The following is a 26074-nucleotide window of genomic DNA, read 5'->3' as shown; positions in this document are numbered from 1 at the left end:
CGATCCGCTCAGGACGGGCCCGGGCCGGCGGCCGTCCCGGCCGGTTCCGCCTCCAGGAAGCGGCGGCCGCGGGGCCCCTTGTAGAGGAGCGCCTCCCAGCCGAGCCGTCCGAGCGCCTCCGCGCAGGCCGTCAGCGCCTCGGTCTCCTGTCCCGCGGCGCCGGAGCCCGGCGGCCCCAGCCACTCGACCACGGCGGTGGCGGGCCGCTCCCCCGCCCGCACCCGGTAGCCGGTCGCGGTCCGCGCCCCGTCCGCGTCCACCGCCGACGGGGGCAGCCCGGCGGCCTCCAGGGCCAGGGCCACCGCCCGTACCGGCTGCCGGCGCTCCCACAGCGCCGGTACGGCCCCGGCGTCGCCGCCCGGGGCGCCGGTCAGCCGCCGGATCTGCCGCAGCCCGTCGAGCGCGGACCGCACCTCGCGGGAGCGCTGCTCGGCGTCGCCCGTGAACGGCGGGCCGTCGCCCGTCGCCGCCTCGAACGCGCCCTTGCCGCCCGGGTCCTGGCTCACAGCAGCCGCCGGATCTCGCCGCGGACCCGGTAGAAGCCGCCCACCGCCGGGTGCAGCGCCTCCACCACGTACCGCACGCCGGGCTCCCGGATCGCGCGCGGGAACTGCACGTTCCACGACGGCTCGTAGCCCGGGGTGACCACCCGGACCCGGGTCCGGCCGCCGTCCTGGACGCACTCCACGACGATCGAGCCGGCCGGCGCCTCGCCCACCGAACCGACGGAGGCGACGGCGGACACGGTGGTCGCCGGGGTGTACGTGGGCAGCGCGGCGGCCAGTTTGACGTCCCGTACGACCGGGACACTGCCCTGCTGGGCGGCCTCGATCGCCGCCTCGCTCGCGTCGACGCAGACCAGCGAGCCGTCGGTGGTCACCAGGTACAGCCGCTCGTCGCGGTACTGCATGGAGAGGGCGGAACCGCCGCCGGTGCCCAGCTTCCACAGCCGGGTGCCGTCCTCGGCGAAGCAGTAGACGGAGGAGGCCGAGTCGCCTGCGAAGACGAACCGCCCACCGGGCGAGGTGGCGCACGAGTACACCGTCGCGTCGCAGCCGTAGACGGCTTCTGTCCTGCCGTCCCGCTTCGCCAGCCGCTGCACCTTCTTGCGGCCCGTGCCCGCGTAGACGGCGGTGTCCTCCTGCCAGCCGAACAGCACCGCGCCGTCGGTGGCGGTGTGCCACAGCTCGCCCGAGCCGTCCGCCGCGTACGCGGTCACGCCGCTCGTGTCTCCGTAGTAGACGGCGCGGGCGTCCGCCCGGACCATCCAGGCGTACTCGCCGCGGCCGGAGCGGGACCACTGGTGCTCGTCCTCGTGGTCGATGACGGTGAGCCGGCCGGCGCGGTCGGCCACGTCGAGGACGCCCTCGTGGATGTCGAGCCAGAAGATGTCGACGTCGGCGGTGATGTCGTAGGCGGCGAACGGCAGCTTGGAGGAGAGGTCGTAGACCTTGCCGTCGTCACAGCCCGCGTAGATCCAGAAGTCGTCGGCGACCAGGCACTTCACGCCGTCCGGCAGGCTGAAGCGGGCCAGCACCTCGCCTCCGTGGGCGAGGGTGAAGACGTCTCCCGCCTGATTGCCCACCCAGATCCGCTCCTCGTCCACGTGGATGCCGAAGGCGGCGGAGCCGGTGCGGAAGCGCCACAGGACGGGGGCGACGGCCCGGGCCGTGGAGGGCGCGGAGCCGACCGCGCGGCGGGTGACGGCCCGGGCGGCGCGCTGCCCGGGGACCGCCGGGGCGTAGCCCTTGCGGACCTTCTCGCCGATCTTCTTCGCCGCCGCGGCCTGCGCCTTCTCGGCGGTCGCGAAGGAGGAGCGCTGGATCTGTCCGGTCGCGCCGATCCGGCCGTAACGGACCGCCACCTCAAGGCCCTGGACGGTCACTTCGTAGAACTTGTGGGCACCGCCGCCGTCCTGCGACAGCTCCAGATAGGTCGTCGTCATGATCTGAACCGTAGGGGGCGCCACTGACAACGGCCTCCGGCGAAGCCGCCGGGCGGGCCCGGTCAGCCGGTGACGCGCTCGATCCAGGCGGTGAGGTCGGCCACGACCTCGTCGCGGTTGGTCTCGTTCAGGACCTCGTGCCGGGCGCCCTCGTAGCGGTGGTAGGCGAGGTCGGTGAGGCCGGCCTCGCGGTAGCGGGAGACCAGCAGGTCGCTGTGGGCGAGGCCGCCGTTGAGCGGGTCGCGGTCGCCGACGAAGAGGGCGACCGGGAGGGCGGCGGGGAGGCCGGCGGGGGCGGCGAGCCGGCCGGCGGCCCCCGCCATGTCGGCGAGCCCCTGGAGGTCGAGGCCGAAGCCGCAGAGCGGGTCGGCGAGGTAGGCGTCGACCTGCTTCTCGTCACGGCTGAGCCAGTCGGCCTCGGTGCGGGCGGGGGCGAAGGGGGCGTTGAACGCGTCGAAGGGGCCGCCGCCCGCTCCGGGGGCCTCGGCCAGGGCGGCGAGGAGGGCGTCGACGGCGGTGGTGCCGGAGAGGGCGACCCCGTCGACGAGCTCCGCGTGGTCGAGGAGGTACTGCTGGGCGGCGAACGAGCCCATGCTGTGGCCGAGGAGGACGACCGGGACGCCGGGGTGGCGGTCGCGGGCGGTGCGGGTGAGGACGGCGAGGTCGGAGACCAGGAGGTTCCAGCCGTCGGCGCCCAGGTGGCCCGGGCCCGCGTGCATGGACCGGCCGTGGCCGCGCTGGTCGGCCGCGTAGACGGCGTACCCCCGGGCGGTGAGGTGTTCGGCGAGCGGGGCGTAGCGCAGGGCGTGTTCGCCCATGCCGTGCGCGATCTGCACGACGCCGCGGACCGGGCCCTCGGGGAGCCAGGTGTGGACGTGGATGCGGACGCCGTCCTGGGAGGTGAAGGTGAACATGGCGTGCTCCGGCTCCTCTGCCCGCTCGCTGATCGGTCACGCCACCGTACGCCGCGTTCGGCATTGCCGAACAAGGGTGCGGTGGCGTGATCCGCGTCTCAGCCCTTCCCGCCGGCCGCCACCGGGCCTGTCGTCACCGCCTCGGCCGGACGGTGACGGCGGTCAGTAGGTGACGGTGATCCGGCGGGCGGGTCCGTCGACGCGGATCGTCCCGCCGTACGGGATCACCACCTGCGGGTCGGTGTGCCCGAGGTCCACGTCGAGAACGGCCATGGTGTCGGGGGCGTAGGTGTCGAGGGCGCGGAGCACGGCGGCGTGCTGGGCCTCGCGGTGGGCGGCCCGGGCGGCGGGGTCGTTGGGAGTGTCGAAGGACCAGGCGCGGGCCCGGCCCATGAGGAGGGCGGAGAAGCGGCCGAGGAGGCCCCGCTCCCCCATGGCCCGCAGGACGCGGAAGACCTCGTCGGCGGTGGGCAGCAGCTCGGAGGTCTCCAGGAACAGCACCCCGCCCTCGTACGCCTCCGGCTCCGCGATCTCCCCTCCCGCCATGAGGAGTTGGGCGACGACCTCCAGGCAGCCGCCCCAACTGCGGCCCTCGGCGACCCGATCGGCCCGGTGCCAGTGCCAGGGTCCCGCGGGTTCCATCACGGGGGCGGTGTCGAAGGTACGGGGGTCCCCCCAGGGCCGTTCGACGTCGTTGGTGTCGGTCGGGGCGGGGAGTTCGTAGGTGCCGGTGCCGAAGAGCGCGGCCCGGACGGAGGCGTCGGTGACGGGGTGGACGGCGCCGGGCCGTCCGAACTGGGTCATCACGGAGGCCCCGTGGTAGCCGACCACGCCGAGGTTCCACAGCCGCATGAGCAGGTTCGTGTTGTCGCTGAACCCGAAGAACGGCTTGGGGTGGGCCCTGATCAACTCGTCGTCGAGGTACGGGAGGAGGGTGATCTGGTCGTCCCCGCCGATGCTGGCGACGATCGCCGTGACCGTGGGGTCGGCGAAGGCGGCGTGCAGGTCGGCGGCCCGGTCCCGGGCGGAGGCGCCGAGCTTGCGCGTGGTCGGGTACTCGACGGGCACGAGCCCGTACTCCTCGGCCAGCCGCCGCACCCCCAGGTCGAAGGGGAGGGGAAGCACTTCGGGCAGTCCGGCGGCGGGCGACAGCACGGCGACCCGGTCTCCGGGGCGCGGCTTGGGAGGGACGACGATCTCGGTCATTCCCGCACCCTAACGGCCTCGTCCCCGCTCCCACCTGCCCTTTTCCTCCGGGCGTCAGCGGGTGTGGGCGAGGGGGTCGGCGAGGATGTCGTGGAGGACGAGGGCGGCGGCGCCGCGGGCCGCGTCCGTGGCGGGGGAGGCGGCGCGCAGACGGCGGGCGTCGGGGGGCCAGAGGCCGGAGACGACCCGCTCGGCGAGTTCCGCGGTGACGGCCGGGGTCAGCCAGGGCATCAGCCGGGGGTAGATGCCGCCGAGGACGACCACCTCGGGGTCGAGGAGGTTGACCGCGCCGGAGAGGGCCCGGCCGAGCATCCGGCCGGCCTCCGCGAGGGCCGCGAGGGCGCGGGGGTCGCGGTGCTCGGCGCGGGCGGCGAGCTCGTCGACGTCGGCGGCGTCCGCCGCGCTCAGCAGCGCGGCCTGACCGGCGTACTGCTCCAGGCAGCCGCGCGAGCCGCAGCGGCAGCGGGGACCTTCGGCGTCGACGACGAGGTGGCCGATCTCGCCGGCGAAGCCGTGGGCGCCGCGCAGGAGTTCGCCGTGAACGACGACGGCGCCGCCGACGCCGGTCTCGCCGGTGAGGTGGAGGAAGGTGCGGGGGGCGTCGGGGGCGCCGAAGCGGAGTTCGGCGAGGGCCGCCATGTTGGCCTCGTTGTCGGAGGCGACGGGGAGCCGGCGGACGGCGGGCCGCAGCGCGGCGAGAGCGTCGCCGAAGAGGCGCTCGGCGGGGGTGTCGTGCCAGCCGAGGTTGGGGGCCTGCCGGACGGTGCCGTCGGAGACCAGGCCGGGCAGGGCGAGGGCGGCGCCGGCCGGCTCCAGGCCGAGGGTCTCGGCCTCGGCGAGCGCCTCGGCGGCGACGGCGGCGGCGCGGGCGAGGACCTCGGGGGCGGCGGCGCGGTTGTCGAGCCGTACGGTGCGGCGGATCCGGTCGGCGCCGGTGAGGTCCACGAGGCAGACGGCGACATAGGCGACGTTGATCTCGACGCCGAGGCCGGCGGGGCCGGTCACGGCCGGTTTGAGGACGGTGCCGGGGCGGCCGGCCTGGCCGCTGAAGGTCTTGCCGGACTCGACCAGGAACCCGAGGTCGAGGAGTTGTTCCACGAGGGAGGAGACGGCGGGCCGGGTGAGCCCGACGCGGGCGGCGACGGCGGCCCGGGTGGTCTCGCCCGCGTCGTGGACGGTCCTGAGGACGAGGCTCAGGTTGTGCCGGCGCACGCCCGACTTGTCGGCCTTGGGTTCCGTGGGCTGGTTCATGGTGAGCGAGAGCCTAGTCGCCCCTTCCACGCGAACAGAAACGCTTCCTCAGGCCCCCCGCACCCCCCCCTCCAGTCAGTTCAATGAATGAACCTTATGGGTTACGCTGCCGTCCAGACCGTCTCGCACGCTTCCCCGAAGGGAACCCCCATGAAGATCCTGGTCGTCGGCGCCGGTGCCACCGGTGGCTATTTCGGCACGATGCTGGCCCGCTCCGGGCAGGACGTCACCTTCCTGGTCCGGCCCGCCCGCGCGGCGGCGCTGCGGGAGGGCGGACTGCGGGTGGTGGGCCGGGACGAGGAGTGGGTGCTGGACGCGCCCCGGCTCATCACGGCCGGCGAGGGGCCGGCGGGCGACGCGTACGACCTCGTCCTGTTCGGGGTGAAGTCCACCGCCCTGGACGCGGCCCTCACGGACCTGGCCCCGTTCACCGGCCCGGGCACGGCGGTGCTGCCCTTGCTGAACGGCATGGCCCATCTCGACGCCATGGAGGCCCGGTTGGGCGCGGGGGCCGTCCTCGGCGGGGTCGCGAAGGTGGTGACGACGCTGGACGGGACGGGGGTGATCCGGCGCCTCGCGCCGCTGGCGCACCTCGCCCTCGGCGAGCGGGACGGCGTGGTCTCGCCGCGCGTGAAGGAGATCCGTACCGTCCTGGAGGCGGCGGGCATCGACGCGCCCGTGCCCGCGTCGATCGTCACCGCGATGTGGCACAAGTGGGTCTTCATCACCACGATCGGCGCGGTGACGAGCCTGATGCGCGGCACGGTCGGCGAGGTGTACGACGCGCCCGGCGGGCCCGAGCTGGGCCCCGCCGTCCTGGCGGAGGCGGCGGCGGTGGCCACGGCGGCCGGGCACCCGGTGCCGGAGGAGGAGCGGGCGGCGACGCTCGCCGTGGTCGCGGCCCCCGGCTCCCCGATGGTCCCCTCCCTCTACCGGGACCTGACGGCGGGCCGGCCGACCGAGGTCGAGCACCTCTTCGGCGACCTGACCGCGCGGGCCCGCGCCCTGGGCGTGCCGACCCCGCTGCTCGACCTGGCCACCCTCCACCTGCGGGTCCACCAGCGGCGGATCGACGCCGCCGGGCGCGGTCAGTAGGCTCGACGGCGCCGGGACGGGAGCAGAGGAGCGACAGAGTGTTCGTCAAGGTGTGCGGGCTCGCCACGACCGCCGACATCGACGTGGCCGCCGAGGCGGGCGCGGACGCGATCGGCCTGGTGATCAGCGGGACCAGTGTCCGCGGGCTCGGCCGGGACCGTGTGCCGGCGCTCGTCGCGCACGTGCCGGACGGCGTGGTCTCGGTGCTCGTCGTCAACGACACCCCGGCCGCCGAGGCCGCCCGGATCGCCGCCGGCCTGGGCTTCGACGCGCTCCAGCTGCACGGGCGGGCGTACGGCCGCGAGGAGTTCGAGACCGCCGCCGGGGTCTTCCCGCGTCTGTGGCGGGCGACCGCCCTCGCCGACGGGCCGGACACGCGGGTGGGAGCGCTGGGCGAGGAGGTGCTGCTGCTCGACTCGCCCAGGGCGGGATCGGGCGCGCGCTGGGACCTCTCGCTTCTGGACGCGGCCCGCCCGGAGGGCCGCTGGCTCCTCGCGGGCGGTCTCGCCCCCGCCAACGTCGCCGAGGCGATCGCCGCCGCCCGCCCCTGGGGCGTGGACGTCTCCAGCGGCGTGGAGTCGGCGCCCGGCGTGAAGGACCACGATCTGGTCCGCGCCTTCGTCGCCGCCGCGAAAACCGCGCCGGCCGCTCAACCTTTCGACGTCTCCGCACGTCAGTAGGGGTGAAGCACGACGTACTACCGAGTAGTACCGAGGAACGAGGGGGCCTTGATGGTGGAGGAACTGGCGGAGGCCGTGGTGAGGGCGACCAGTGCGGCGGCGCGCGGCGTGGCGGCCCTGCTGTCGGTCCCGGAGACCTACTCGGCGGCGGCGGAGTTCGCCGCGGCGAAAGCCGAGCAGCGCGACGACGACACAGACGAGACCGCGGACGAGACCGACAGCACGGACGAGACCGACGCGACGGGCGAGACTGACGGTACGGACGTGAAGGGCGAGGAAGCCTAGGCCGGGCTCCCGTCGGGAGGAGGGGGGCGATCCCCCTCAGGCCAGCAACCCGGGCGTCGCCACCGTCAGCACCCCCTCGATCCGCCGCCAGGTCTCCTCGTCGCGGGGGACGGCCTCCAGGGTCCGTCCCGTGCCGGTACCCCAGGCGGTCGCGACGGCCACCGGGTCCTCGCCGGTCGCCGCGCCCGCGGCGAGGGCGGCGGCGCCCAGGGCGACGAGTTCGTCGGCGGCGGGGACGACGAGGGGGCGGCCGGAGAGGCGGCGGACGGTGTCGGTCCAGGTCCTGCCTCGGGCGCCGCCGCCGATCAGGCGCAGCGGCCGGTCGCGTACGGCCGGGTCCGCGGGGTCGAGGCCGCAGGCGGCGAGGAGGCCGTCGAGGGCGCGGAGCACGGTGAAGGCGGCGCCCTCGTAGGCGGCGCCGAGGACCGCACGGGGGTCGGTCGTGTGCCGCAGGCCGGTGACGAGGCCGGAGGCGGCGGGCAGGTCGGGGGTGCGTTCGCCGTCGAGGTACGGGAGGACGACCGTCTCTCCGCCGGGACGTGCGTCCTCGCGGTCGAGGCCGAGGAGCGTGGCGAAACGGTCCACGGCGAGCGTGCAGTTGAGGGTGCAGCCGAGGGGCAGATACGTGCCGTCGGTGGCGGCGAAGCCCGCGAGGGCGGGGTCGGCGGGGCGGGTGCGGGTCGCGGCGAAGACGGTGCCGGAGGTGCCGAGGCTGACGACCGGGTGGTCGAGGAGGCCGGCGGCGCCGAGGCCGAGGCCGACGGCGGCCGCCATGTTGTCGCCGGTGCCGGCGGCGACGGCGACCGTACGGGGCAGGCCCAGGGCCTCGGTGGCGGCAGCGGTCAGGCCGCCGGCGCGGGTGGCGCCGGCGGGGGCCACCACCGGGAGCCGCGCCGCGTCGAGGCCGAGGAGGTCCAGGAGGCGGGCGTCGTAGGCGCCGTCGGCGGTGGCGTACCAGCAGGTGCCCGAGGCGTCGCCGGGGTCGGTGACGGCCTCGCCCGAGAGGCGCTCGGTGAGCAGGTCGTGCGGGAGGCGGACGGCGGTGGCGGCCTCGGCGTGGTGGGGTTCGTGCTCGCGCAGCCACTGCCACTTGGCGGCGGTCATGGAGGCGACGGGGACGGAGCCGGTCCGGTCCAGCCAGGCCTTCGGGCCGCCGAGGCGCTCGGTGAGGGCGGCGGCCTGAGGGGCGGAGCGGGTGTCGTTCCAGAGGAGGGCGGGGCGCAGCGGCCGGTGGCCGGAGCCGAGCACCACGAGCCCGTGCTGCTGTCCGGCGACGGCGATGCCGGTGACCGCCTCCGGGGCGATGCCCGCTGTGCGTACCGCCGCGCGGACGGCGGTGACCAGAGCGGTCCACCACTCCTCGGGGTCGCTCTCGCGGGCGCCGCCGGTGCCGGTGACGGTGTGCGGGGCGCGGCCGATGCCGAGGACCTCGCCGGTGGCGGCGTCGACGGCGACGGCCTTGGCGGACTGCGTGGAGCTGTCCACACCGATCACGACGGAGCGGCTCACGGACACGTCCTCACCTCTTCCCACTTCTTCTCACTCGGTTCGGGTCTGGCGCCGCGCGGCGCCGGTGGCGTATTAGTTATCGCAGAAAACAAATCTGGCCGCCAGCTCCGTCAGCAGCCCGTCAGCAGCCATCGGCAATCCGCAGAAGAAGGATCACCATGCCCGAGCGCTTCTCCCCCACCCCCGAGGACCGGTTCACCTTCGGTCTGTGGACCGTCGGCTGGCAGGGCCGCGACCCCTTCGGCGACGCGACCCGCCCCGCCCTCGACCCGGTCGAGTCGGTCGAGCGGCTGGCCGCCCTGGGGGCGTACGGCGTCACCTTCCACGACGACGACCTCATCCCCTTCGGCGCGCCGGAGGGGGAGCGCGAGGCCGCCGTGAAGCGGTTCCGGGACGCCCTGGACCGCACCGGCCTCCAGGTCCCCATGGCCACCACCAACCTCTTCGCCCACCCGGTCTTCAAGGACGGCGCCTTCACCGCCAACGACCGGGACGTGCGCCGCTACGCGCTGCGCAAGACGATCCGGAACATCGATCTGGCCGTGGAGCTCGGCGCGCGGGTGTACGTCGCCTGGGGCGGGCGCGAGGGCGCCGAGTCCGGCGCGGCCAAGGACGTGCGGGTGGCCCTGGACCGGATGAAGGAGGCCTTCGACCTGCTCGGCCAGTACGTCGCCGAGCAGGGGTACGACCTCCGGTTCGCGATCGAGCCCAAGCCGAACGAGCCCCGCGGCGACATCCTGCTGCCGACCGTCGGCCACGCCCTCGCCTTCATCGAGCGCCTGGAGCGGCCCGAACTCGTGGGCGTGAACCCGGAGACGGGCCACGAGCAGATGGCGGGGCTCAACTTCCCGCACGGGATCGCGCAGGCCCTGTGGGCGGGCAAGCTCTTCCACATCGACCTCAACGGCCAGTCCGGCATCAAGTACGACCAGGACTTCCGGTTCGGCGCGGGCGATCTGCGCCAGGCGTTCTGGCTCGTCGACCTGTTGGAGTCGGCCGGCTACACCGGACCGCGCCACTTCGACTTCAAGCCGGTGCGCACCGACGGCTTCGACGGGGTCTGGGAGTCGGCGAGGAACTGCATGCGCAACTACCTGATCCTCAAGGAGCGGGCCGCCGCCTTCCGCGCCGACCCGGAGGTCCGGGAGGCCCTGGCCGCCTCCCGGCTGCCCGAACTGGCCGTGCCGACCGCCGGCGAGGGCCTTGCCGAGCTGCTGGCCGACCCGACCGCGTACGAGACCTTCGACGTGGACGCGGCCGCCGCCCGCTCGATGGCCTTCGAGCGGCTCGACCAGCTCGCCCTGGAGCACCTGTTGGGCGTACGGCCCTGAGGCCTGCTCCCGGGGCGGCGGCCGTCAGCGACCGGAGAGGGTGGAGCGGCGGACGACCAGCTCCGGCTGGAGCACCACCTGCCGGTGCCGGTGCTCCGCCGCCGCCTCGCCGGTCTCCTCCAGGAGCAGTTCGGCGGCCTTGGCCCCCAGGATCAGGGCCGGCTGGCGCACGGAGGTGAGCGGCACGGTGGCGGCGGCCGCGAACTCGATGTCGTCGTAGCCGACGATCGCCATGTCCTCCGGGACCCGCACCCCGGCCGCGTACAGCGCCTGGAGGACACCGAGGGCCAGCAGGTCGTTGGCGCAGAAGACGGCGGTCGGGCGATCGGCGAGGCCGAGCAGCCGGGAGCCGGCGTCCCGCCCCGAGGCCACGTCGAGCCGGTCGGCCGGGATCTCCTGGAGGGCGGTGGCGGGCAGGCCCGCCTCGGCGAGGGCGAGCAGCGCGCCCTCGCGGCGGTCCCGCACCTGCTGGAGGCGGTCGGGGCCGCTGACGTACGCGAAGGAGCGGTGGCCGGTGGCGGCGAGGTGGCGGATCGCGAGGGAGCCGCCGGCGACGTCGTCGACGGAGACCGAGCAGCCGCCTCCGTCCCCGCCGACCCGGTCGACCAGGACGTAGGGGATGCCGTGCCGGCGGAAGTCGCGGAGGTTGTCGCCGCTGGGGTCGGCGGGGGTGACGAGGACGCCCCGGACCCGCTGCTCGGCGAAGAGGGAGAGGTAGTCGGCCTCATCGCCGGGGTTCTGGTCGCTGTTGCAGACCATGACGCCGAGCCCGGCGGCGCGGGCGGTGCGCTCGGCGCCGCGCGCGATGTCCACGAAGAAGGGGTTGCCCATGTCGAGGACGAGCAGCGCCATGATCCGGCTGCGGCCGGCCCTCAGCTGGCGGGCGGACTCGCTGCGCACGTAGCCGAGCCGGTCGATGACCCGGCGGACGTGTTCCAGGGTCGCCGGGGAGACCCGGTCGGGCTGGTTGATCACGTTGGAGACGGTGCCGACGGAGACGCCGGCCTCCCGGGCCACGTCCTTGATCCCGACCGTCCGCGCGGCGCCCGTCACCCGTCCCACCTGCGTCCCACCTGGTCGTCCGTCCTGCCCCTGCCGCCCCGTCCGCCCGGGGTCGCCGCCACCTGTCGCATCCTATGCGGCCCGCTCGCGCACGTACGGCTCCCTCCGCACAGCCCGTTCCTGTACGGCTCCACTCACATGTACGGCTCCGCTCACGCGAGGTGGAAGACCTCGGTCAGCGGGCGCATCGCCTCGTCCGGCCGCCGCCCGTCGAGCTCCTCGAAGAAGCCGGCCGTCTCGGCCTGCCAGCGCGCGTTCACGTCGGCGGCCTCCATGGCGGCGCGGGCCGCGTCGAAGTCCTCGGTCTCCAGATAGCCGACGAGGAGGCCGTCCTCCCGCAGGAAGAGGGAGTAGTCGCGCCAGCCGGCGGCGGTGAGCGCGTCGCGCATCTCCTGCCACACCTCGACGTGGCGCGCCCGGTACTCCTCGGCGCGCTCGGCGCGGACCTTCAGCAGGAAACAGACCCTCTGCACGGCGGGCTCCTCGGATCAGAGGCAGTGAATGAAATGTTTCAGATTTCTTCCCTCCGGACGCTAGATCGGCGCCACGGCAACGGTCAAGGACCTTGACGGCACCTTGGGTGCACACTAGCTTCCACCGGGAATGAATCGATTCATTGAACACTCTGAACTCACCGAGGTGGACATGCCCGACATCGCCGCCGTGAAGGCCACCCTCGCCGCCCAGCGGATCGAGACCCCCTCCTGGGGCTACGGGAACTCCGGCACCCGCTTCAAGGTGTTCACCCAGCCCGGCGTGCCCCGGGACCCGTACGAGAAGCTCGACGACGCGGCCGAGGTGCACGCCCGCACCGGCGTCGCCCCGAAGGTCTCCCTGCACATCCCGTGGGACCGGGTCGACGACTACGCCGCCCTCGCCGCGTACGCGAAGGAGCGGGGTCTGGAGCTGGGCGCGATCAACTCCAACACCTTCCAGGAGGACGACTACCGGCTGGGCAGCGTCTGCCACCCGGACGCACGGGTCCGCCGCAGGGCGGTGAACCACCTCCTCGAATGCGTCGACATCATGGACGCGACCGGGTCGACGGATCTGAAGCTGTGGTTCGCGGACGGCACCAACTACCCCGGCCAGGATGACATGACGGCTCGTCAGGAGCGGCTCGCGGAGGCGCTGTCGGAGGTCTACGGACGGCTCGGGGACGGCCGGCGGCTGCTCCTGGAGTACAAGTTCTTCGAGCCCGCCTTCTACACCACCGACGTCCCGGACTGGGGAACCGCCTACGCCCACTGCCTCGAACTCGGCCCCCGGGCACAGGTCGTGGTGGACACCGGCCACCACGCGCCGGGCACCAACATCGAGTTCATCGTCGCCCTGCTGCTGCGCCGGGGGAAGCTCGGCGGCTTCGACTTCAACTCCCGCTTCTACGCCGACGACGACCTGATGGCCGGCGCCGCCGACCCCTTCCAGCTCTTCAGGATCATGCACGAGGTGGTCCGGGGCGGCGGCCTGGCCCCCGAGGCGGGCATCGCCTTCATGCTCGACCAGTGCCACAACGTCGAGGCGAAGGTCCCCGCCGTCATCCGTTCCGTGATGAACGTGCAGGAGGCCACCGCCAAGGCCCTCCTCGTCGACGCCGACGCCCTCGCCGCCGCCCAGCGCTCCGGCGACGTGCTCGGCGCCAACGCCGTCCTGATGGACGCCTACGACACCGACGTACGCCCGCTGCTGCGCGAACTCCGCGAGGAGCAGGGCCTCGACCCGGACCCGCTCGCCGCCACCCTCCGCTCCGGCCGCCTGGAGCGGATCGCCGCCGAGCGCGTCGGCGGCGCCCAGGCCGGCTGGGGCGCGTGACCCGCTCCTCCCCTCCCCCGCCTCCCTCTCCCCGATCTCCCGAAGGAAGACCCTCATGACTTCCGGCACGCACCCCGAGGTCGCCGCGCTCCTCGCCCGCGCCCACCGCCTCGGCGCCGACCCGACCGTCACCAACTACGCGGGCGGCAACGCCTCCGCCAAGGGCTCCGTCACCGACCCGGTCACCGGCGGGGACGTGGAGCTGATGTGGGTGAAGGGCTCCGGGGGCGACCTCGGCACCCTCACCGAGGACGGCCTCGCCGTCCTCCGCCTCGACCGGCTGCGGGCGCTCAGGGACGTCTACCCGGGCGTGGAACGCGAGGACGACATGGTCGCCGCTTTCGACCACTGCCTGTTCGGCAGGGGCGGCGCGGCCCCGTCGATCGACACCGCCATGCACGGCCTGGTGGACGCGCCGCACGTCGACCACCTCCACCCGGACTCGGGCATCGCGCTCGCCTGCGCCGCCGACGGCGAGAAGCTGACGGCGGAGTGCTACGGCGGAAAGGTGGCGTGGGTGCCGTGGCGGCGCCCCGGCTTCCAACTGGGCCTGGACATCGCGGCGGTCGAAGAGGACCACCCCGGGGCCGTCGGCGTGGTCCTCGGCGGGCACGGCATCACCGCCTGGGGCGCGAGCGCCGAGGAGTGCGAGCGGAACGCCCTGTGGATGATCCGCACGGCCGAGGCCTTCCTCGCGGAGCGGGGACGGCCCGAGCCGTTCGGACCGGTGATCGAGGGGTACGGAGCTCTGCCCGCCGAGGCGCGCCGGGAGCGGGCCGCGGCCCTGGCCCCGTACGTCCGGGCGATCGCCTCCCGGGACCGGCCGCAGGTCGGCCACTTCACCGATTCCGGCACGGTCCTCGACTTCCTCGCCCGCACCGAGCACCCGCGCCTCGCGGCCCTGGGCACCTCCTGCCCCGACCACTTCCTGCGCACCAAGGTCCGCCCGCTCGTCCTGGACCTGCCGGCCGACGCGCCCCTGGACACCGTCCTCACCCGGCTCGGCGAACTCCACACCGCCTACCGGGAGGAGTACGCGGCCTACTACGCGCGGCACGCCACCGAGGGCTCCCCCGTGATGCGGGGCGCGGACCCGGCGATCGTCCTCGTGCCCGGCGTCGGCATGTTCTCCTTCGGGAAGGACAAGCAGACCGCCCGGGTGGCGGGCGAGTTCTACGTCAACGCGATCAACGTGATGCGCGGCGCCGAGGCCGTCTCCTCCTACGCCCCCATCGAGGAGGCGGAGAAGTTCCGCATCGAGTACTGGGAGCTGGAGGAGGCGAAGCTGCGGCGGATGCCGAAGCCGAAGCCGCTCGCCACCCGGGTGGCGCTGGTGACGGGTGCGGGGTCGGGCATCGGCAAGGCCGTCGCGCGGCGGCTGGCCGCCGAGGGCGCGTGCGTCGTGGTCGCCGACCTGAACGGCGACAACGCCGGTGCGGTCGCCGAGGAGCTGGGCGGGCCGGACAAGGTCGTCGCGGTCACCGTCGACGTCACCTCCGAGGAGCAGATCACCGCCGCGTTCCGTGAGGCCGTCCTCGCCTTCGGCGGCGTCGACCTCGTCGTCAACAACGCCGGCATCTCCCTCTCCAAGCCCCTGCTTGAGACCACGGCCCGCGACTGGGACCTCCAGCACGCCGTCATGGCCCGCGGTTCCTTCCTCGTCTCCCGCGAGGCCGCCCGGATCATGATCGCGCAGGGCCTCGGCGGCGACATCGTCTCCATCGTCTCCAAGAACGCGGTCTTCGCGGGACCGAACAACATCGCCTACTCCGCCACCAAGGCCGACCAGGCCCACCAGGTGCGGCTCCTCGCCGCCGAGCTGGGCGAGCACGGCATCCGCGTCAACGGGGTCAACCCCGACGGCGTGGTGCGTGGTTCGGGGATCTTCGCGGGTGGCTGGGGTGCCCAGCGCGCCGCCACCTACGGCATCGAGGAGGAGAAGCTCGGCGAGTTCTACGCCCAGCGGACCCTCCTCAAGCGCGAGGTCCTGCCCGAGCACGTCGCGAACGCGGTCTTCGCCCTCACCGGTGGCGACCTCACCCACACCACCGGCCTGCACGTCCCCGTCGACGCGGGTGTCGCCGCGGCCTTCCTGCGGTGAGCGGGCGTTTCGCGGCGGCCGACCTCGGGGCCACCAGCGGGCGGGTGATGGTCGGTCAGGTCGGCCCCGGGACCTTGGAGCTGACGGAGGTGCACCGCTTCCCGAACGTGCCGGTACGGCTGCCGGACGGGCTGCGCTGGGACGTGCTCGGGCTCTACCGGGGGGTGCTCGACGGGCTGCGGGCGGCGAGCCGTTCGGGTGCGGTGGACTCGGTCGGGGTGGACGCCTGGGCGGTGGACCACGGGCTCCTCGACGCCGACGGGGCCCTTCTGGGCGCCCCGTACCACTATCGCGACGGGCGGACGGACGGGGTCGCGGAGAAGGTGGGGGAGCGGGTCGGGGGCGCGGCGGAGCTGTACCGGACGACCGGGCTCCAGCACCTGCCGTTCAACACCGTCTTCCAGCTGGCGTCCGCCGCCGGAACCGCCCAACTCGCGTCGGCGCGAACGATGTTGCTGATACCGGACCTGATCGCGTACTGGCTGACGGGAACGGTCGGCGCGGAGGAGACCAACGCCTCGACGACCGGGCTCTTCGACGTGCGGGCCGGCAGGTGGTCGGAGGAGCTGACGGCCCGGCTCGGGATCGCTCCCGGGCTGCTGCCGCCGCTGCGGGCCCCCGGCGACCCGGCGGGAACGCTGTTGCCGCACGTCGCCGCGGAGACGGGTCTGCCGGAGGGGACGCCGGTGACGACGGTCGCCTCGCACGACACGGCGTCGGCGGTGGTGGCGGTGCCCGCCACCGGGCCCGACACGGCGTTCGTCTCCTGCGGCACCTGGTCGCTCGCGGGCCTGGAGCTGCCGGGGCCCGTGCTGACGGAGGAGGCGCGGGCGGCGAACTTCACCAACGAGCGGGGGGTGGACGGCACGGTCCGGTTCCTGCGGAACGTGATGGGGCTGTGGCTGTGGGAGGAGTGCCGCAGGACCTGGGAGGGACGGGGGTACGCGGTGGACCTGCCCTCCCTGCTCGAAGAGGCGGTGCGGGAGCGGCCGTTCATCTCGCTGATCGATCCGGACGCGCCGGAGTTCCTGGCACCCGGGGACATGCCGGAGCGGATCGCGGAGTTCTGTCGGCGCACCGGGCAGCCGGTTCCCGGGTCTCCGGCGGCGGTGCTGCGCTGCGTCCTGGAGTCGCTGGCCCTGGCGCACCGCCGCACCCTGCGGCGGGCCGCCGCGCTCGCCGGGCGGGACGTCCGCCGGATCCACCTGGTGGGCGGCGGCGCGCGGAACGCGCCGCTGTGCCAGTGGACGGCGGACGCGACGGGGCTGCCGGTCACGGCGGGCCCCGTGGAGGCGACGGCGCTGGGGAACGTGCTGGTGCAGGCACGCGCCGCGGGCCTGGTCGGCGATCTCGCCTCCGTGCGTCGCCTGGTCGCCCGCACCCAGCCCCTGCGACACTACGAGCCGCGGGGCGACGGCTCCGCCTGGGACCGGGCCGCCGCCCGGGTCGAACCGTCCCCGAGGAACTGCTGATGCGCGTCGCCCTCTTCGTCACCTGCGTCAACGACGCCGTCTTCCCGTCGACCGGGGTGGCCACGGTCCGGCTCCTCGAACGGCTCGGCGTGGAGGTCGACTTCCCGGCGGCGCAGACCTGCTGCGGGCAGCCGCAGTTCAACACCGGCTACCGGCGGGAGACCGGTCCGCTGGTGCGACGCACGGTCCGCGCCTTCGCGGGGTACGACCACGTGGTCGTCCCGTCGGGGTCGTGCGCGGCGATGGTCCGCCACCACTATCCGCCCTTCGGGCCCGAGGCGGCGGCGCTCGGGCCGCGCACGTACGAGCTGACCGAGTTCCTGGTGGACGTGCTGGGCGTGACCGACGTGGGCGCGTACTTCCCGCACCAGGTGACGTACCACCCGTCCTGTCACGGGCTGCGGCTTCTGGGCCTCGGCGAGCGGCCGCGCCGCCTCCTGGAGGCGGTGAAGGGGCTCGGTCTGGTGGAGCTGCCGGGGGCGGAGGAGTGCTGCGGCTTCGGCGGCACCTTCGCGGTGAAGAACCCGGACGTTTCGGCGGCGATGGGCGCGGACAAGGTGGCGAACGCGGTGTCGACCGGCGCCGGGGTGCTGTGCGGCGCGGACAACTCGTGCCTGCTGCACGTGGGCGGCATGCTGAGCCGGCAGAGGGCGCCGCTGCGGGCGGTGCACCTGGCGGAGATCCTGGCGAGCACGGAAGAGGAGCCCTGGCGGTGAAAGACGAGAAGGGGTGCGCGTCAGCGCTCGATGAGGGGCGGTGGTCGGGTGACGGGCGGGCGTTCATGGGGATGCCGGCCTTCCCGGAGGCCGCGCGGGAGGCGACCCGGAACCCGACGCTGCGGGCGAACCTGCGGCACGCCACGCACACGATCCGCGACAAGCGGGCGCGGGCCGTGGCCGAACTGGACGACTGGGCCGAGCTGCGCGAGGCGGGCAGGCGGATCAAGGACCGGACGCTCCGTCACCTCGACGTGTATCTCCTCCAGTTGGAGGAGGCGGTGACGGCGGCGGGCGGGACCGTGTACTGGGCGGCGGACGCGGCCGAGGCCAACCGGATCGTCGCGGACCTGGTGAAGGCCACCGGCGAGACCGAGGTCGTCAAGGTCAAGTCGATGGCCACGCAGGAGATCGGGCTCAACGAGGCCCTGGAGGCCGAGGGCATCCGCGCCTACGAGACCGATCTCGCCGAGCTGATCGTGCAGCTCGGCGAGGACCGGCCCTCGCACATCCTGGTCCCGGCGATCCACCGCAACCGGGGCGAGATCCGCGACATCTTCCGTGAGGAGATGGGGCGTTGGGGGCGCCCGGCGCCGGACGGACTGTCCGACTCCCCCGCCGAGCTCGCGGAGGCGGCCCGGCTGCACCTGCGGGAGAAGTTCCTGCGGGCGAAGGTCGGGATCTCCGGGGCGAACTTCATGGTCGCCGAGACCGGCACCCTCGTGGTGGTGGAGTCGGAGGGCAACGGGCGGATGTGCCTCACCCTTCCCGAGACGCTGATCTCCGTCGTCGGCGTGGAGAAGGTGGTGCCGTCCTGGCGGGACCTGGAGGTCTTCCTCCAGACGCTCCCCCGCTCCTCGACGGCCGAGCGGATGAACCCGTACACGAGCATGTGGACCGGCACCACCGACGGCGACGGCCCGCGGACCTTCCACCTCGTCCTCCTCGACAACGGGCGCACCGACGCGCTCGCCGACGAGGTCGGCCGGCAGGCGCTGCGCTGCATCCGCTGCTCGGCCTGTCTCAACGTGTGCCCGGTGTACGAGCGGGCGGGAGGGCACGCGTACGGCTCCGTCTACCCGGGGCCGATCGGCGCGATCCTCACCCCGCAGCTGCGCGGCACGGCCGGCGAGGTCGACGCCTCCCTGCCGTACGCGTCCTCGCTGTGCGGGGCCTGCTACGAGGTGTGCCCGGTCGCCATCGACATCCCCGAGGTCCTCGTCCATCTGCGGGGGAAGGTCGCGGACCGGGGTGGCAAGGGCCACCGCCTGGAGAAGGCCGCGATCAAGGCGGCGGGCTGGGTCCTCGACCACCCGGGCGTCCTCGCGGCGGGCGAGCGCGTCGCGTCGAAGACCCGTGCGCTGCACCCCAGGAAGCTGCCCGGGCCGGGCGTCGGTCCGTGGTCGGAGAGCCGCGACCTGCCCGGACTGCCCGCGGAACCGTTCCGTGACTGGTGGAAGAAGAACCGTACGTGAACCAGAACTCCCGCGAGCGGATCCTCGCCCGTATCCGGTCCGCCGTCGCGGACGCCCCCGAGGCGCCGGAGCCGCCCCGCGCCTACCGGACGCGCCACACCCCGGACGATCCGGACGCGGTGCTGGATCTGCTCCACGAGAACCTGGCCGACTACCGGGCCCATGTGCACCGCACCGACCCGGCCGGGCTGCCCGGCCTTGTCGCCCGGCTGCTCGACGGGCGCGGAGCCCGTACGGTCGCGGTGCCGGACGGGCTGCCGTCGGCGTGGCTGGCCGCCGCGCGGGTGGAGCGCGTACCGGACACCGGGCTCGCGCCGGGCGTCCTGGACACGGTCGACGCCGTGGTGACGGGCTGTGCGCTGGCCGTCGCCGAGACCGGCACGATCGTCCTCGACGGCGGGCCGGGGCAGGGCCGCCGGGTGCTCACGCTCGTGCCGGACCTGCACGTCTGTGTCGTACGGGAGGACCAGGTCGTCGCCTCCGTGCCGCTGGCGCTGCCGCGGCTCGATCCGCGGCGGCCCCTGACCTGGATCTCCGGCCCTTCCGCGACCAGTGACATCGAGCTCGACCGGGTCGAGGGCGTGCACGGGCCCCGGACCCTGGAGGTGGTCCTGGTCCGGGGCGCGTCCTGACGGGAGGTCAGGCCGAGTCGCGGACCACCAGCTCCGTGGGGAGGATGACGGTCGCCGGGTCCTCGCCCGCTATCCGGGCGAGGAGGGTGCGGACCATCTCGGCGCTGATCCGGTCCCAGGGCTGCCGGATGGTGGTGAGCGGCGGCTGGGAGTCGAGCGCGGCCGGGGAGTCGTCGAAGCCGCCGACGGCGATGTCCTCGGGGACCCGCTTGCCGGCGCGGGCGAGGGTGTCGAGGACGCCCTGGGCCATCAGGTCGGAGGCGACGAAGACGGCGTCGACGTCCGCCGCCCGCTCCAGGAGGGTGCGGGCGGCCTCGGCGCCGCCGGCGCGGCTGTAGTCGCCGGTGACGATCAGCTCCTCGTCGACGGGGAGGCCGCAGGCGGCGAGGGTCTCGCGGTAGCCGGCGAGCCGTTCGACGCCGCCGGGGGTGTCGAGGGGGCCGGTGACGGTGGCGATGCGGCGCCGCCCGGTGGCGTACAGGTGGCGGACCATCTCGCGGGCGCCGTCGCGGTCGTCGGCGGCGACGTACCCGATGCGGGTGGTCTGGCCGAGCGGTTTGCCGCAGGCGACGACGGGGACGCCGGCCTCGTGGAGCCGTGCCACGACGGGGTCGCCGGAGTGGCTGGAGACGAGGAGGACGCCGTCGACGTGGCCGGCCTCGATGTAGCGGAGGTTGCGGCGGCGCTCGTCCTCGGTGCCGGCGATCATCAGGATGAGGGGGATGTCGCGGTCGGCGAGGGCCTGGGTGCAGGCGCGCAGGAGGACGTTGAAGTTGGGGTCCTCGAAGAAGCGCTCCTGCGGTTCGGTGAGGAGGAAGGCGACCGAGTCGGACCTGCCGGTGATCAGCGAGCGGGCGTGCCGGTTGACGACGTACCCCGTTCTGCGGATCGCGGCGTCGACGGCCGCCTTGGCCGCCGGGCTGACGTAGTGGCCGCCGTTGAGGACGCGGGAGACGGTTCCGCGGGAGACGCCGGCCTCGCGGGCCACGTCGTGGATGGTCGCGGGGCGGCGCCTGCTCGCTGCTGTGCTCATGCTGTGTGTTTCCCCTCGTTCCCCTGTGCTCAGGACTTTACGGCGCCCGACAGCAGGTCGAGGCTCCAGAACCGCTGGATGACGAGGAAGAGGGCGATCAGGGGGACGACGGCGAGCAGTGCGCCGGTGATGACGAGGGTGTAGAGGGCGGGCTGACTGGCACCCTGCTTGAGGAGGGTGAACAGGCCGACGGTCATGGGGAACTTCTCGTCGTCGCCGAGCATGATGAACGGCAGCAGGAAGTTGTTCCAGATGGCGACGAACTGGAAGAGGAAGATCGTCACCAGGCCGGGGGCGAGCATCGGGACGGCGATCCGGGTGAAGATCCGCCACTCGCCGGCGCCGTCCATGCGGCCCGCCTCGACCAGTTCCATGGGGATGGCGGCCTCGGCGTAGACGCGGCCGAGGTAGACGCCGTACGGGGAGAGGATCAGCGGCAGCAGCACGGAGGCGTGGCTGTCGGTCAGGTCGGCCTCGGCCATCAGCAGGTACTGGGGGATGGCGAGGATGACCGGCGGCATGAGGACGCCGGTGAGCATGACGTTGAAGAAGACCTCGCGGCCCCGGAAGCGGTAGACGGCGAGGGCGTAGCCCGCGAAGGCGGAGACGACGGTCGACAGGAGGGCGCCGAGGCCGGCGTAGAGGACGGAGTTGCCCATCCACTTCCAGTAGATGCCGTCGCGGTAGGCGGTGAGTTCGCCGAGGTTGTCGGTGAGGCCGGTGCCGGGGAGGAAGGTGAAGGTGGAGAAGAGCTCGTCGTCGGCCTTGGTGGCGGCGACGATCACCCAGGCGACGGGGAGCAGGCAGTACAGGGCGCCGAGGACGAGCGCGGTGGTGGGCAGCAGGGCGGTGCGGCGCGGCGGGGCCTGCGGGACGCCGGGGGTGGTGCCGGCGGCGGGAGCCGCCTTGCGGAGCGGCGGGGAGGCGAGCCCGGTCATCGGCTGGCTCCTTGCGTGGTGCGGCGGTTGGAGATCCTGAGGAGGCCGAAGGAGAGCGCGAAGGTGGCGAGGGCGAGGAGGACGGCCGTGGCGGAGGCCGCGTGGATGTTCCCGCCGGTGAACGCGTCGTTGTAGACCTTCATCAGGGGGCTCCAGGTGGAGGGGATGCCGTTGGTGAGCGGCTTGAGCGTCATGGGCTCGTTGAAGACCTGGAGGGTGGCGATGATCGAGAAGAAGAAGGTGAGGACCAGGGAGGGCGCCACCATCGGGATCTTGATGCGGAGCGCGATCCGGAGCTCGGAGCAGCCGTCGAGCTTGGCCGCCTCGTACACCTCGGTGGGCAGGGCGCGCAGCGCGGTGTAGATGACGATCATGTTGAAGCCGGTGCCGCCCCATATCGCGATGTTGGCCATCGAGAGGTAGAGGGGGCCGCCGTCCATGAGGTCGGGCTGCGGGAGGCCGGCCTTGTCCAGGAGGTGGTGGAAGGGGCTGACGGTGGGGAGGTAGAGGAAACCCCAGAGGACGGCGGCGATGACGCCGGGGACGGCGTACGGGAGGAAGATCGCCAGCCGGGCGAAGGAACGGGCCCGGACGCGCGGGGAGTCGAGGAGGAGCGCGAAGAAGAGGGCGAGGCCGAGCATCACGGGGACGACGAGGGCGCCGTAGCCGAGGACGCGCAGGGCGCTCGCGAGGAACTCGGGGTCGGTGAGGGCGGAGGCGTAGTTCTCCAGGCCGGCCCAGACCTCCGACTTGGCGCCCTTGCCGAGGCCGAGTCCCTTGATCTGGACCTTGTGGAGGCTGAGCCAGACGGCGTAGCCGATGGGGAGGGCGAAGAAGAGGAGGAAGAGGACGGCTGCGGGGAGGAGGAAGAAGTAGGGGGCGCTTCGCGCTCGTTCGAGGGTGGTGGTGGGCGACGGGTAGAAGTAGGGGGCGCTTCGCGCTCGTTCGAGGGTGGTGGTGGGCGACGGGTAGAAGTAGGGGGCGCTTCGCGCTCGTTTGAGGGTGGTGGTGGGCGACGGGTGGGCGTACGGGGCCGTCTTGGCCCCGTACGACCGGCGCGCGCCCTTGGGGGGCTGCGTCACTTGGCGACCTCGAAGCCCTGCTTGGCGAGGTCGTTCACCGTGGCGTCCTGGAGCCTGGTGAGGGCGGTGCCGAAGGCGGCGGCCGTCCTGGCCTTGGCGGCCTTGCCGAACTCGTCCTTGAAGGCGGTGTAGGCGACGTTGACGTTGGGGCCCCAGGCGGCGGGGGCGGTGGTCTTCGCGATCTCGGCGGCCTTCGTGTAGAAGTCGGGCTGGTTGGCGAAGTAGTCGGGGGCCTTGGCGAGGGCGCCGCTGGTCTGGGCGGCGGTGGCGGCGGGGTAGATGCCGCTCTCCTTGACGAGGGCGGCGAGGGCCTTCGGGTCGGTGTTCAGCCAGGTGGCGAACCGGGCGGCGGCTTCCTTGTGCTTGGAGTCGCTGGTGACGGCGGTGGAGGAGCCGCCCCAGCTGCCGGTGACGTTCTCGCCCTCGGTCCACTGCGGGAGGGGGGCCATGGCCCACTTGCCCTTGGTGTCGGGGGCGGCGGTGCCCAGGGTGCCGGGGGCCCAGACGGCGGAGACCCAGGCGATCTGCTCGCCGGTGTTGAGGGCCTTGTTCCAGGCGGGGGTGTACATGGGCTGGTTGTCGATGGCGCCCTCGGCGACCAGGCCGCCCCAGAAGTCGGCGACCTTCTTGGTGGCGGCGTCGTCGATGCCGACCTTCCAGGTGTCGCCCTCGAAGGTCCACCACTGGGCGCCGGCCTGCTGGGCGAGGCCGGCGAAGAGGCCGGAGTCGTTGGCGGAGAAGGTGGTGAGGGCCTTCTTCGGGTCCTTCTTCTTCAGTGCGCGGGCGGTCTCGGCGAACTCGTCCCAGGTGGTGGGGACGGTGAGGCCGTACTGCTCGAAGAGGTCCTCGCGGTAGAAGAACATCAGCGGGCCGGAGTCCTGCGGCAGGGCGTAGACGGCGTCGCCGCCGAGGGTGGTCTGCCGCCAGATGCCGGGGGCGAACTTCTCCTCGGCGCCGCGGACCTCCTTGGCTATGTCGGCGAGGGCGTCGTTGCTGACCAGGGTCGGCAGGGCCTGGTACTCGGCCTGGACGAGGTCGGGGCCCTTGTGGGCCTTGGCGGCCGTGATGATCTTGGTGACGAGGTCGTCGCCTGATGCCTGCTTCTGCACCGTGACCTGGATGTCGGGGTGTTCGGCGTTCCAGAGGGCGGCGACCTTGTCCATGCCGGGCGCCCAGGCCCAGTAGGTGAGCTCGACCGGGCCGGACCCGCCGCCCGCCTCGTCGCCGGAGTCGGAGGATCCACAGGCGGTGAGCGCGGTGGCGCCGAGGAGGACGGCGGTGGCGGCGGCGAGGCTGCGGCGCGTGATCTGGGGCATGGGTGGGTTCTCCCTGACCGAAAGGGGCCTCTCCTGCGGACGGAGAGGCCGACCATGCATCTGTGAGCGTTCACAGTAGAGAAACGTTCCGGACACTTGTCAATGGTTGTTCCTGTGGGGTTATGTTGCGTTGCCACATCGAAATCGAGTGTGTGAACGTTCCCAAACATTGGCCTCAGCCCGTTCAGGAGAGACTCATGTCGCCGACGCCCCCCAAGGGCCTGTCCCGGCTCGCGTTCGGCGGGGACTACAACCCCGAGCAATGGCCGGAAAGCGTCTGGCAGGAGGACGTGCGGCTGATGCGGGAGGCCGGCGTCACGATGGTGAGCGTCGGGATCTTCTCCTGGGCCCTCCTGGAGCCCGAGCGGGGCCGGTACGACTTCGGCTGGCTCGACCGCGTCCTCGACCTGCTCCACGCCCACGGCATCCGCGTGGACCTCGGCACCCCCACGGTCGCCCCGCCCGCCTGGTTCTACCGCGCGCACCCCGAGGCGCTGCCCGTCACCGCCGACGGCGTCCGCCACACGTACGGCTCACGCGGCGCGATCTGCCACAGCTCCCCCGCCTACCGCGAGGCCGCCGCCCGGATCACCACCGAGCTGGCCCGCCGCTACGCCGACCACCCGGCGCTCGCCCTCTGGCACGTCCACAACGAGTACGGTGTGCCCGTCAGCGCCTGCTACTGCGACGGCTGCGCCGCGCACTTCCGGCGCTGGCTGGACGACGCGTACGGCTCCGTGGAGGCCGTGAACGAGGCCTGGGGCACCGCCTTCTGGGGCCAGCGGTACGGCTCGTACGAGGAGATCCTGCCGCCCCGCACCACCCCCACGGTCGGCAACCCGGCCCAGCGGCTCGACTACCGCCGCTTCGCCGACGCCACCCTTCGCGAGAACTTCCGCGCCGAGCGGGACATCCTGCACGAGCTGTCCCCCGGCGTCCCGGTCACCACCAACTTCATGACCGCGCTCAGCCAGTGCGACTCGATCGACTACTGGGCGTGGGGCCGCGAGGTCGACCTCGTCACCAACGACCACTACCTCATCACCGACGGCCGCCGCACCCACGTCAACCTCGCCATGGCCGCCGACCTGACCCGCTCCGTCGCCGGCGGCGCCCCCTGGCTGCTCCTGGAGCACTCCACCTCGGGCGTCAACTGGCAGCCCCGCAACCCGGCCAAGCGCCCCGGCGAGATGGCCCGCAACTCCCTCGCGCACGTCGCCCGCGGCTCCGAGGGCGCCATGTTCTTCCAGTGGCGTCAGTCCCGGCGCGGCGCCGAGAAGTTCCACTCGGCGATGGTCCCGCACGGCGGCACCGACACCCGGATCTGGCGCGAGGTCGTCGAGCTCGGCGCCGGGCTCGGCGCCCTGGAGGAGGTCCGGGGCAGCCGGACCGTCCCGGACGTGGCGATGCTGTGGGACTGGCACTCCTGGTGGGCGCAGGGCCTGGAATGGCGGCCGAACGAGGCCCACGACGCCCGGGAGCGCGCCGACAGCTTCTACGAGACCCTCTACGACCGGCACCTCACGGTGGACTTCGCCCACCCCGAGGCCGACCTCTCCGCCTATCCGCTGGTCGTCGTCCCGGCCCTCTACCTGATGACGGAGGCCGCGGGGCAGAACCTGCGGGAGTACGTGGAGAACGGCGGCACCCTCGTCGTCTCGTACTTCTCCGGGATCGTCGACGAGCACGACGCCGTCCACCCCGGCGCCCACCCCGGCGCCCTGCGGGACGTCCTCGGCCTCACGGTCGACGAGTGGTCGCCGCTCCTGGACCACCAGCGGGTAGGGATCACCGGCCCCGGCGGCGCCGCGCTCACCGGCGACGTGTGGACGGAGTCCGTCCGGCCGCGCGGCGCCGAGACCGTCTGGACGTACGCGGACGGGCCGGCCGCCGGCGGGCCCGCCGTCACCCGGAACCGGCTCGGGCGCGGCACCGCCTGGTACGTCTCCACCCGCCTCGACGCGGCCTCGCTCGACGCGATCGTCGGCGCGGCGGCCGAGGACGCCGGCGTCCCGGGCCGCACCGGGCTCGCCCGGGACGTGGAGGTCGTCCGCCGGGCCGGCGCGCACGGCCACTACGTCTTCGCGCTCAACCACACGGCCGCGGAGTCGGAGGTGCCTCTGGACGGCCCCGGCACCGAACTCCTCGAAGGGGCGCGGGTGACCGGCAGGCTCACCGTCCCCGCCGGAGCCGTACGCGTCGTCCGCCTGGACGGCTGA

Annotated in this window: 23 protein-coding genes; 11 read left to right on the top strand and 12 right to left on the bottom strand. The window is 73.6% G+C overall.

Translation table 11 applies throughout. The features are described 5' to 3' along the window. Positions 1–8: 8 nt before the first annotated feature. The 5 genes from QK442_RS05290 to QK442_RS05270 all read right to left on the bottom strand — a co-directional run bounded on the left by QK442_RS05290 (position 9) and on the right by QK442_RS05270 (position 5316). Entirely contained in the window at positions 9–506 is a 498-nt protein-coding gene (locus QK442_RS05290; RefSeq protein ID WP_282692626.1) for a hypothetical protein, read from the bottom strand. Continuing rightward, entirely contained in the window at positions 503–1945 is a 1443-nt protein-coding gene (locus QK442_RS05285) for a WGR domain-containing protein (RefSeq protein ID WP_282692625.1), read from the bottom strand. The genes QK442_RS05290 and QK442_RS05285 overlap by 4 nt, the downstream gene beginning before the upstream one ends. A gap of 62 nt (positions 1946–2007) precedes the next feature. Beyond that, positions 2008–2859: an alpha/beta hydrolase gene (locus QK442_RS05280; protein WP_282692624.1), complete on the bottom strand. Its 852-nt coding sequence runs from the start codon at positions 2857–2859 to the stop codon at positions 2008–2010. A gap of 162 nt (positions 2860–3021) precedes the next feature. Next, positions 3022–4065: an LD-carboxypeptidase gene (locus QK442_RS05275; protein WP_282692623.1), complete on the bottom strand. Its 1044-nt coding sequence runs from the start codon at positions 4063–4065 to the stop codon at positions 3022–3024. Between the two features lie 54 nt (positions 4066–4119). Next, positions 4120–5316, bottom strand: a complete 1197-nt coding sequence (locus QK442_RS05270; protein WP_282692622.1) for an ROK family transcriptional regulator — start codon at positions 5314–5316, stop codon at positions 4120–4122. A 150-nt stretch (positions 5317–5466) separates the two neighbouring features. On the opposite strand from QK442_RS05270, the gene QK442_RS05265 reads away from it, so the two are divergent. From QK442_RS05265 to QK442_RS05255, 3 genes are read left to right on the top strand one after another with little or no spacing between them, the layout of a single operon-like run. Further along, complete coding sequence (locus tag QK442_RS05265) at positions 5467–6411, top strand: ketopantoate reductase family protein (protein ID WP_282692621.1); 945 nt, start codon at positions 5467–5469, stop codon at positions 6409–6411. A 38-nt stretch (positions 6412–6449) separates the two neighbouring features. Further along, entirely contained in the window at positions 6450–7091 is a 642-nt protein-coding gene (locus QK442_RS05260) for a phosphoribosylanthranilate isomerase (protein ID WP_282692620.1), read from the top strand. A 51-nt stretch (positions 7092–7142) separates the two neighbouring features. Further along, positions 7143–7376, top strand: coding sequence for a hypothetical protein (locus QK442_RS05255; RefSeq protein WP_282692619.1), 234 nt, complete (start codon positions 7143–7145; stop codon positions 7374–7376). A 36-nt stretch (positions 7377–7412) separates the two neighbouring features. Here the strand turns inward: QK442_RS05255 and xylB are convergent, their stop codons facing one another. Further along, on the bottom strand, positions 7413–8891 hold the full coding sequence (gene xylB, locus QK442_RS05250) for a xylulokinase (protein WP_282692618.1): 1479 nt from the start codon (positions 8889–8891) through the stop codon (positions 7413–7415). Positions 8892–9043: 152 nt separating this feature from the next. Between xylB and xylA the strand changes: the two genes are divergently transcribed. Next, the gene (gene xylA, locus QK442_RS05245; protein WP_282692617.1) at positions 9044–10216 is read left to right on the top strand and encodes a xylose isomerase; all 1173 of its coding nucleotides are present in this window, start codon (positions 9044–9046) and stop codon (positions 10214–10216) included. A gap of 24 nt (positions 10217–10240) precedes the next feature. Here xylA and QK442_RS05240 read toward each other — a convergent pair whose 3' ends face one another. Beyond that, positions 10241–11269 carry a LacI family DNA-binding transcriptional regulator gene (locus QK442_RS05240; RefSeq protein ID WP_282692796.1) on the bottom strand — a complete coding sequence of 343 codons (1029 nt, stop codon included), beginning with the start codon at positions 11267–11269 and terminating at the stop codon, positions 10241–10243. Positions 11270–11430: 161 nt separating this feature from the next. Beyond that, on the bottom strand, positions 11431–11751 hold the full coding sequence (locus QK442_RS05235; protein WP_282692616.1) for an L-rhamnose mutarotase: 321 nt from the start codon (positions 11749–11751) through the stop codon (positions 11431–11433). Between the two features lie 172 nt (positions 11752–11923). On the opposite strand from QK442_RS05235, the gene rhaI reads away from it, so the two are divergent. The 6 genes from rhaI (at position 11924) to QK442_RS05205 (ending at position 19486) form a co-directional block, all read left to right on the top strand. Further along, on the top strand, positions 11924–13090 hold the full coding sequence (gene rhaI, locus QK442_RS05230) for an L-rhamnose isomerase (RefSeq protein WP_282692615.1): 1167 nt from the start codon (positions 11924–11926) through the stop codon (positions 13088–13090). A gap of 55 nt (positions 13091–13145) precedes the next feature. Beyond that, positions 13146–15191, top strand: a complete 2046-nt coding sequence (locus tag QK442_RS05225) for a bifunctional aldolase/short-chain dehydrogenase (protein WP_282692614.1) — start codon at positions 13146–13148, stop codon at positions 15189–15191. A 47-nt stretch (positions 15192–15238) separates the two neighbouring features. Next, positions 15239–16663: a rhamnulokinase family protein gene (locus tag QK442_RS05220; RefSeq protein WP_282692795.1), complete on the top strand. Its 1425-nt coding sequence runs from the start codon at positions 15239–15241 to the stop codon at positions 16661–16663. Then, entirely contained in the window at positions 16663–17379 is a 717-nt protein-coding gene (locus tag QK442_RS05215; RefSeq protein WP_282692613.1) for a (Fe-S)-binding protein, read from the top strand. Before QK442_RS05220 ends, QK442_RS05215 begins: the two co-directional genes overlap by 1 nt. 65 nt (positions 17380–17444) lie before the next feature. Continuing rightward, the gene (locus QK442_RS05210; protein ID WP_282692794.1) at positions 17445–18854 is read left to right on the top strand and encodes a LutB/LldF family L-lactate oxidation iron-sulfur protein; all 1410 of its coding nucleotides are present in this window, start codon (positions 17445–17447) and stop codon (positions 18852–18854) included. After that, positions 18851–19486: a lactate utilization protein C gene (locus QK442_RS05205; RefSeq protein ID WP_282692612.1), complete on the top strand. Its 636-nt coding sequence runs from the start codon at positions 18851–18853 to the stop codon at positions 19484–19486. Before QK442_RS05210 ends, QK442_RS05205 begins: the two co-directional genes overlap by 4 nt. 7 nt (positions 19487–19493) lie before the next feature. Here the strand turns inward: QK442_RS05205 and QK442_RS05200 are convergent, their stop codons facing one another. Genes QK442_RS05200 through QK442_RS05185 form a run of 4 tightly spaced genes read right to left on the bottom strand, consistent with a single transcriptional unit; the run spans position 19494 to position 23855 of the window. Next, positions 19494–20519: a LacI family DNA-binding transcriptional regulator gene (locus tag QK442_RS05200; RefSeq protein WP_282692611.1), complete on the bottom strand. Its 1026-nt coding sequence runs from the start codon at positions 20517–20519 to the stop codon at positions 19494–19496. A 29-nt stretch (positions 20520–20548) separates the two neighbouring features. Further along, complete coding sequence (locus tag QK442_RS05195; protein WP_282692610.1) at positions 20549–21457, bottom strand: carbohydrate ABC transporter permease; 909 nt, start codon at positions 21455–21457, stop codon at positions 20549–20551. Further along, positions 21454–22539, bottom strand: coding sequence for a sugar ABC transporter permease (locus QK442_RS05190; protein ID WP_282692609.1), 1086 nt, complete (start codon positions 22537–22539; stop codon positions 21454–21456). Before QK442_RS05190 ends, QK442_RS05195 begins: the two co-directional genes overlap by 4 nt. After that, positions 22536–23855 carry an extracellular solute-binding protein gene (locus QK442_RS05185; protein ID WP_282692608.1) on the bottom strand — a complete coding sequence of 440 codons (1320 nt, stop codon included), beginning with the start codon at positions 23853–23855 and terminating at the stop codon, positions 22536–22538. Before QK442_RS05185 ends, QK442_RS05190 begins: the two co-directional genes overlap by 4 nt. 197 nt (positions 23856–24052) lie before the next feature. Here QK442_RS05185 and QK442_RS05180 point away from each other — a divergent pair, with 197 nt between their 5' ends. Beyond that, positions 24053–26074 (top strand): beta-galactosidase, encoded by a 2022-nt coding sequence (locus tag QK442_RS05180; RefSeq protein ID WP_282692607.1) that lies wholly within the window; start codon positions 24053–24055, stop codon positions 26072–26074.

It is taken from the genome of Streptomyces sp. CC208A (genome assembly GCF_030010625.1).
GTDB lineage: Bacteria > Actinomycetota > Actinomycetes > Streptomycetales > Streptomycetaceae > Streptomyces.
This window is presented reverse-complemented; position numbering and strand designations above follow the sequence as displayed.

Coding starts and splice junctions, on each gene's coding strand:
- QK442_RS05180 (WP_282692607.1), top strand. CDS start 24,053: ATGTCGCCGACGCCCCCCAAGGGCCTGTCCCGGCTCGCGTTCGGCGGG.
- QK442_RS05200 (WP_282692611.1), bottom strand. CDS start 20,519: ATGAGCACAGCAGCGAGCAGGCGCCGCCCCGCGACCATCCACGACGTG.
- xylA (WP_282692617.1), top strand. CDS start 9,044: ATGCCCGAGCGCTTCTCCCCCACCCCCGAGGACCGGTTCACCTTCGGT.
- QK442_RS05210 (WP_282692794.1), top strand. CDS start 17,445: ATGGGGATGCCGGCCTTCCCGGAGGCCGCGCGGGAGGCGACCCGGAAC.
- QK442_RS05270 (WP_282692622.1), bottom strand. CDS start 5,316: ATGAACCAGCCCACGGAACCCAAGGCCGACAAGTCGGGCGTGCGCCGG.
- QK442_RS05225 (WP_282692614.1), top strand. CDS start 13,146: ATGACTTCCGGCACGCACCCCGAGGTCGCCGCGCTCCTCGCCCGCGCC.
- QK442_RS05265 (WP_282692621.1), top strand. CDS start 5,467: ATGAAGATCCTGGTCGTCGGCGCCGGTGCCACCGGTGGCTATTTCGGC.
- QK442_RS05285 (WP_282692625.1), bottom strand. CDS start 1,945: ATGACGACGACCTATCTGGAGCTGTCGCAGGACGGCGGCGGTGCCCAC.
- QK442_RS05215 (WP_282692613.1), top strand. CDS start 16,663: ATGCGCGTCGCCCTCTTCGTCACCTGCGTCAACGACGCCGTCTTCCCG.
- QK442_RS05275 (WP_282692623.1), bottom strand. CDS start 4,065: ATGACCGAGATCGTCGTCCCTCCCAAGCCGCGCCCCGGAGACCGGGTC.
- QK442_RS05280 (WP_282692624.1), bottom strand. CDS start 2,859: ATGTTCACCTTCACCTCCCAGGACGGCGTCCGCATCCACGTCCACACC.
- QK442_RS05185 (WP_282692608.1), bottom strand. CDS start 23,855: ATGCCCCAGATCACGCGCCGCAGCCTCGCCGCCGCCACCGCCGTCCTC.
- rhaI (WP_282692615.1), top strand. CDS start 11,924: ATGCCCGACATCGCCGCCGTGAAGGCCACCCTCGCCGCCCAGCGGATC.
- QK442_RS05255 (WP_282692619.1), top strand. CDS start 7,143: ATGGTGGAGGAACTGGCGGAGGCCGTGGTGAGGGCGACCAGTGCGGCG.
- QK442_RS05220 (WP_282692795.1), top strand. CDS start 15,239: ATGGTCGGTCAGGTCGGCCCCGGGACCTTGGAGCTGACGGAGGTGCAC.
- QK442_RS05195 (WP_282692610.1), bottom strand. CDS start 21,457: ATGACCGGGCTCGCCTCCCCGCCGCTCCGCAAGGCGGCTCCCGCCGCC.